A 5,325-nucleotide genomic window follows, 5' to 3' on the forward strand; every position below is an offset into this window, starting at 1 on the left:
GAAGAGAGGTCATAGGCTTTCAACTCATCCGAAAGTTGTAATGGGAAACCGACAGTCGAGCAGCTACGCCCGTCTTTGTTGACAACCGCGATCATTCTAATAAATCGGTTGTAGTACTTGGAATCACGAATTAATGACATATCGCTTGCTTGGCATTCATAATTTATCTGAGCGACTTGATCTAAAATCATATCATTTAAGCTCTGAGCTCTATTGGCCAAGTAAAGATTGACGGTATCGAGTTTGCTTTCCAGCACATAGCGTGTCAACGGATTGATTAATATCGGGATGGCTAACGAAAAAATAAGAGTCGGGATCAGAAAGAGTAAGATCGCTATTTTAACGGGTCTGGTCAAAGTCATAAATGCAACCTTAGGCATCGTTATGCCACTGCGTTAGTAAGTGCGCAGTTTAGCATGCCACTGGTTCAATTGATGAGAATTTCGAAGAGTTATACGATTACCCAATGTATTGCATTATCTGGATTTGAAGCCGTAGTTCGAAGCCAAAAGTGATAGCGTTAATCATGGTTGTATTCTTGACGTGAGTGAGTGTTAGAGAGTGTTTGAAATCCAGAATAAATGCGGGTAATGGTGGTGAACCAGCATGCGCCGCCGAATAGATAAGCTATTAAGGCAAAATGTTGAGGAAAAAGACAAAACAGGACGAAACAAGCAATCGTTTCTGTACCCTCAGTCAAGCCTGACATGTAATACAGTGATTTATGCTTGTAGATAGGGCTGTGGATGTTTCGCTTGCTGGCCATCACGGCGAAGGCAAGAAAGCTGCTTCCCGTACCGATAAAAGAAAAGATCAAAAAGGCACCAGCTACCGCATTGTGCTCAGGTGAAGCCAGCACAAAACCAAACGGGATGAGCGAGTAAAACAGAAAATCTAAACTGATATCAAGAAATCCTCCCGCATCGCTGACCCCCTGAATTCTTGCCAATGCACCATCAAGGCCATCTGCTATTCGGTTCAGTATGATGAAAACTAATGCTAGCGTGTATTGTGAGAAAGCAAGTGCAGGAAGTGCACAGCAACCTAAAGCAAAACCCCAGAGTGTCGTTTGGTTCGCTGTAATGCCTAAGCGATGAAGCCCTTGAGCTGTTTTCTCTAGTGGCCAACGAATGATTTTGACACTAAATCGATCAAGCATGTGCGCTCTCCCATGAGCAGGTTAAAATGCGGCTGTTAGGCGGAACATCGTCTTTATCGTGCGTGACCATCAAGGTCGGAATGCCTTCGGCGACCAGTTGATTGAAGACCCAATCCCTAAATTGGATCCGCAGTGCTTTATCTAACTTACTAAATGGTTCATCCAATAGTGCCAGTTTAGGTTGAGCCAGTAGCATGCGAGCCAAGCTAATACGTGCTCGCTGCCCCCCAGATATCTGTTCTGGGTAAGCATTGGCAAGATGTTCGAGAGAAATTTTCTGTAATGCTTTTTCTGCTTGAGACTGCCGTTCATGGCCTTTTACCGAGTTGGGTAAGGCAAAAGCCAAATTTTGCCAAACCGTCAGATGTGGGAAGAGCAGATCATCTTGAAATAAAATACCGACTTGCCGCTGATGTGCAGGCCGCAAAGTGATGTCGACATCGTCCAGTATGACTCTGCCTTGGAAGCTAAAATTCCTCCCCAAATGACCCGCAATTACATTAAGTAGCGTTGATTTTCCGCAGCCGCTCGGCCCCATTAAGCTAACAATTTCACCTGGGGAGATGGTGATATTTAAATCCGATAAGAGAGCTTCACCATTTTGTTTATGGATGGCGAGGTTTTCGAGGCAGAACGTCATGAGTAATGGCTTCCTTATGGGCAGTTTTTTTAACGATAGGGTTCATGGTACGGCGATGAGTTTGCAGGCGGCTGATCACAATCGCCAAGGTGAAAAAAATTAAAGGCAGTAGGGCTTGCCAAATGGCATAGATAGCGGTGACTCTGCGGTCAAAGCCACTCGAGAGCGCAACGGCTTCGGTAGTAATAGTAGCGATCCTTCCTGCGCCGAGCATCAAAGTCGGCAAATATTGCGCTAAGCTCACACTCATTCCAACCGCTGCCGCGTAAACGATGGCTGGCAAGAGTTGCGGCGTTTTAATTTGCCAAAATACTTGCCACGGCGTTTTTCCTAAACTTAACGCTGCTTTAGTCAGGTTTTGATTGTAGCTTTGCCACGGGCCATCCAACGCAAGGTAGACAAAAGGAAAGGCGAAGAATACATGTGACCATGTAACCCAAAGCCAATACTGATCGCTGGCTAAAAAGAGTGTGGCGATCTGCATGCCAAATAACAGTGAAAGTTGAGGAATGAGCATTGGCAAGGCGATCAAATAACTGGGTAAATGACGCTGATATTTGAGCTTATACTCATGAGCGAGTAGAGATAACACCAGCGCAATCACAGTGCTGAATAGCGCTAATTGTACGCTTTGATAAATGGTTGGTGCGATATTCAACCATTCGTTGTCCCAAAAACGGGCACTGAACTGGCTGGGCCATAAGTCTGGAAAGCGCCAACGTTGTGCAAAACTCCAAATCACCATTAAAGGCAACATCAGCAGAGATAAGGTAATGATGAATAAAAACAGTGATTTTCCTGGCAAGGAAAGCGCATAGCGGCCTGAGTATTGCCAGCGTTTGTAGTGTTGCGTCGAACACTTTTCGATGAAGAGAACGATCAATAACATGGCGCTTGCAAGTATAAACAACAGAACGGCGCCAGCGGCGGCGCGAGGAATTAAGGCTAAGTTAGGGTCACTAAACCACTGCCATACCAATACTGCAAACGTTGGTGGATTATTGGGGCCTAAAATGAGCGCCAAATCGACAACGGATACGCCGTAGGCAATCACGGCAAAGAGGGCAAACCGCAGTTTATTTAACCACTGTGGGAAGATCACTTTTAGCCATAGTTGGGGTTGAGAATAACCCAGCGAAGCCGCTGCTTGTTGCAGTTTATCAATGTTTAATTGCTGCAAGATGGGGATGCTCATCAGCAGTAAAAAAGGAACTTCTTTAAGTGCTAACGCTAAGGTTAACCCGACTGCGTAAGGGTTGCGTACTAAAAGTGAAGCGCCATCTCCCATGAATGAGGTTCCAAACAGATGATACAAAAGGCGATCCGTCATGCCGCTTGGCGAGAATAAAAAAGCAAAACCAATGGCAAAAGCGACGTGAGGCATAGCCAGTAGCGGTGACAAAGCGTTCTCTACTTTTGACCAGTGACGGCTGTGCCATAATGATTGCAATATCACAAAGCAGATCGCTGCGGCGAGATAGGTACTGATTAACGCAGAACCTATGCTAAGTAGTAGAGATTGCCCGACTCCCGACCATTGTAAGATGGCGATGTAGCCATCTAGAGAAAAGTGGTGCAAGCCAACGGGAGGAATATAGCCCAATGAGGAGAGTATGACCCCAAGTAGGCCGGGAACAACTGGGGCAATACAGATGACAATAATCAGCAAATAGCTTGCTCTAAACATCGGGCTTTATCTCAGTCTCTTTAGTGGCCGTAGCGTTGTTGCCATTCGGCTTCAAGCGCCGTTTGCCAACTTGGATGTGGCTCGGCGATTGATTTAAACAGCTGAGTTTTCTTAGCGCTGCCACTTAAGAACTCATTTTGTAATACCGATGGATCTCCCCAAATGGAAAGATCTCCTTTACGAGATTGTGCTTCCGGACTGAGTAAGAAATTGATCGCAACCAATGCGCCTTCTTTGGCGCTCGCATTCCAAGGAATGGCGAGAAAATGAATGTTAGAAAGAGCCCCTGTTTCAAACGCGTAGGAGCGGGTAGAGGCCGCTAGCGTTCCATTTGCTTGAGCGGAAAAAACAGCATTGGGGTTAAAGTTGATGGAAAGATCAAGCTGACCATCATCAAGCAATTGCAGCATTTGAGCGGAACCGCTGGGAAACTGCTTGCCTTGACGCCAGGCCACAGGATGAAATTCATCAAGATAGCGCCAAAGAGGTGCTGTCACTATGGCAAAATTTTGTTCATCCACAGGCTTAGACAGGGCAACATCGTTCTCTGTTAGTTCAATCAATAAGGCTTTAAGGAAACTGGTGCCATGAAACTCAGGAGGACGAGGGTAACTAACACGATTCGGAAACGCCTTTGCGTAGCTCAACATTTCTGAAAATGAACGGGGTGGGTTATTGAGCTTTTCCTGATCGTAAATAAACACCAGTTGTCCTACACCCCAAGGCGCTTCAAGGCCAAGAGTCGGCTCTGAAAAATCTTGATCGATCGGCAGTGAGGAATCAACATATTGCCAGTTAGGTAAACGCTCCGTAAATGGACCATACAATAAACCATTATTTTTCATGGACTTAAAGTTTTCACCATTAATCCATACTAGATCAACACTGCCATTATTATTTTTAGCGGCCGCCTTTTCTGCAATAAGCCGTGTTGTTGTCTCGGCAATATCGGTCACTTTCACCTGTTTTAACTCGATACCGTAGCGATCTTGAAGCTCGTTGCCTGCCCAGCGGATGTACTCATTAATCTCTTGGCTTCCTCCCCACGCGTGAAAGTAAACGGTTTGTCCTTTAGCTGCATCTATGGTTTGTTGCCAAGTTTGCGCTGACGCGGAAAGTGCGAAGGCACACGTGCAGAGTAAGGTGATGAGCTTTTTCATAATTATCCTTAAAGATCGCTTTATTCAGTGACTTAGTGAATAGACCGGAGATATTTCCATGTTCATTCATTATGAACGAAAAAAAACAAAAGATCTGAATTGGTGAGAAAAAGCAGAAGTCGCAGATAGGTGAATGATGTGTGAGGTGGTCTACGGAAATGGCAGCCTGATGGAGAAGACTGCCATGAGAAGAATGACTGAAATTAATTTACCCAATCACGTAAAGTAAAGGTGAGCGTGTGAACCTCATTTTTAAGCGTTAGGCTGTCTTTAGTCAGGTTGATCTCGCTCCAATCTGACAATGTTTGAGAAAACGCCTGCTCGGTATCCATGACATCACCGATACACATCATCATGGTCATGCCCATTTTTTCGATGCGGAATTGGTTGTCTTTTAGCTCGGCTTGCCCAAAAAAGTTATTGCAACCTGCGTTACCGCTAGCCATCATCTTTTCGCCGATTTCTAATCGCGGTGCTTTTTGTTTGTCATTATTGACCACGTCCTTGCCATCAATTTGCACTAGTTGCCAATTGTGATGCTGCAAATCTTGAGCGGTAATACTTTCTACATCACCATTACTTGCACAGGCACTCACCAATACCGGTAGCGAAATTGCGGCTAGCCATTTTTTTGAACTAAACTTCATCGTATTAGACCCCAGAATTTGGAAAACGCGCA

5 protein-coding genes and 1 pseudogene are annotated in these 5,325 nt (G+C 45.2%); all 6 read right to left on the reverse strand.

Annotated features, from left to right (window positions below; translation table 11 throughout):
• Window positions 1-362 (reverse strand): annotated as a pseudogene (locus AACT21_RS06265) (EAL domain-containing protein); the annotation flags it as partial.
• 158 nt (window positions 363-520) lie between these two features.
• The gene (locus AACT21_RS06270) at window positions 521-1,159 is read right to left on the reverse strand and encodes a CDP-alcohol phosphatidyltransferase family protein (RefSeq protein WP_094163480.1); all 639 of its coding nucleotides are present in this window, start codon (window positions 1,157-1,159) and stop codon (window positions 521-523) included.
• Window positions 1,152-1,799, reverse strand: coding sequence for an ATP-binding cassette domain-containing protein (locus tag AACT21_RS06275; protein WP_094163483.1), 648 nt, complete (start codon window positions 1,797-1,799; stop codon window positions 1,152-1,154). The genes AACT21_RS06270 and AACT21_RS06275 overlap by 8 nt, the downstream gene beginning before the upstream one ends.
• Window positions 1,765-3,486, reverse strand: a complete 1,722-nt coding sequence (locus tag AACT21_RS06280) for an ABC transporter permease (protein ID WP_094163485.1) — start codon at window positions 3,484-3,486, stop codon at window positions 1,765-1,767. The genes AACT21_RS06275 and AACT21_RS06280 overlap by 35 nt, the downstream gene beginning before the upstream one ends.
• 20 nt (window positions 3,487-3,506) lie before the next feature.
• Window positions 3,507-4,646, reverse strand: coding sequence for an ABC transporter substrate-binding protein (locus AACT21_RS06285; protein WP_064625074.1), 1,140 nt, complete (start codon window positions 4,644-4,646; stop codon window positions 3,507-3,509).
• 203 nt (window positions 4,647-4,849) lie between these two features.
• On the reverse strand, window positions 4,850-5,293 hold the full coding sequence (locus AACT21_RS06290) for an META domain-containing protein (protein ID WP_026028018.1): 444 nt from the start codon (window positions 5,291-5,293) through the stop codon (window positions 4,850-4,852).
• Between the last annotated feature and the right edge of the window lie 32 nt (window positions 5,294-5,325).

The sequence above is a fragment of the Vibrio sp. V08_P9A1T1 genome (assembly GCF_963874405.1).
Lineage (GTDB): Bacteria > Pseudomonadota > Gammaproteobacteria > Enterobacterales > Vibrionaceae > Vibrio > Vibrio anguillarum.

Coding starts and splice junctions, on each gene's coding strand:
- AACT21_RS06270 (WP_094163480.1), bottom strand. CDS start 1,159: ATGCTTGATCGATTTAGTGTCAAAATCATTCGTTGGCCACTAGAGAAA.
- AACT21_RS06275 (WP_094163483.1), bottom strand. CDS start 1,799: ATGACGTTCTGCCTCGAAAACCTCGCCATCCATAAACAAAATGGTGAA.
- AACT21_RS06280 (WP_094163485.1), bottom strand. CDS start 3,486: ATGTTTAGAGCAAGCTATTTGCTGATTATTGTCATCTGTATTGCCCCA.
- AACT21_RS06285 (WP_064625074.1), bottom strand. CDS start 4,646: ATGAAAAAGCTCATCACCTTACTCTGCACGTGTGCCTTCGCACTTTCC.
- AACT21_RS06290 (WP_026028018.1), bottom strand. CDS start 5,293: ATGAAGTTTAGTTCAAAAAAATGGCTAGCCGCAATTTCGCTACCGGTA.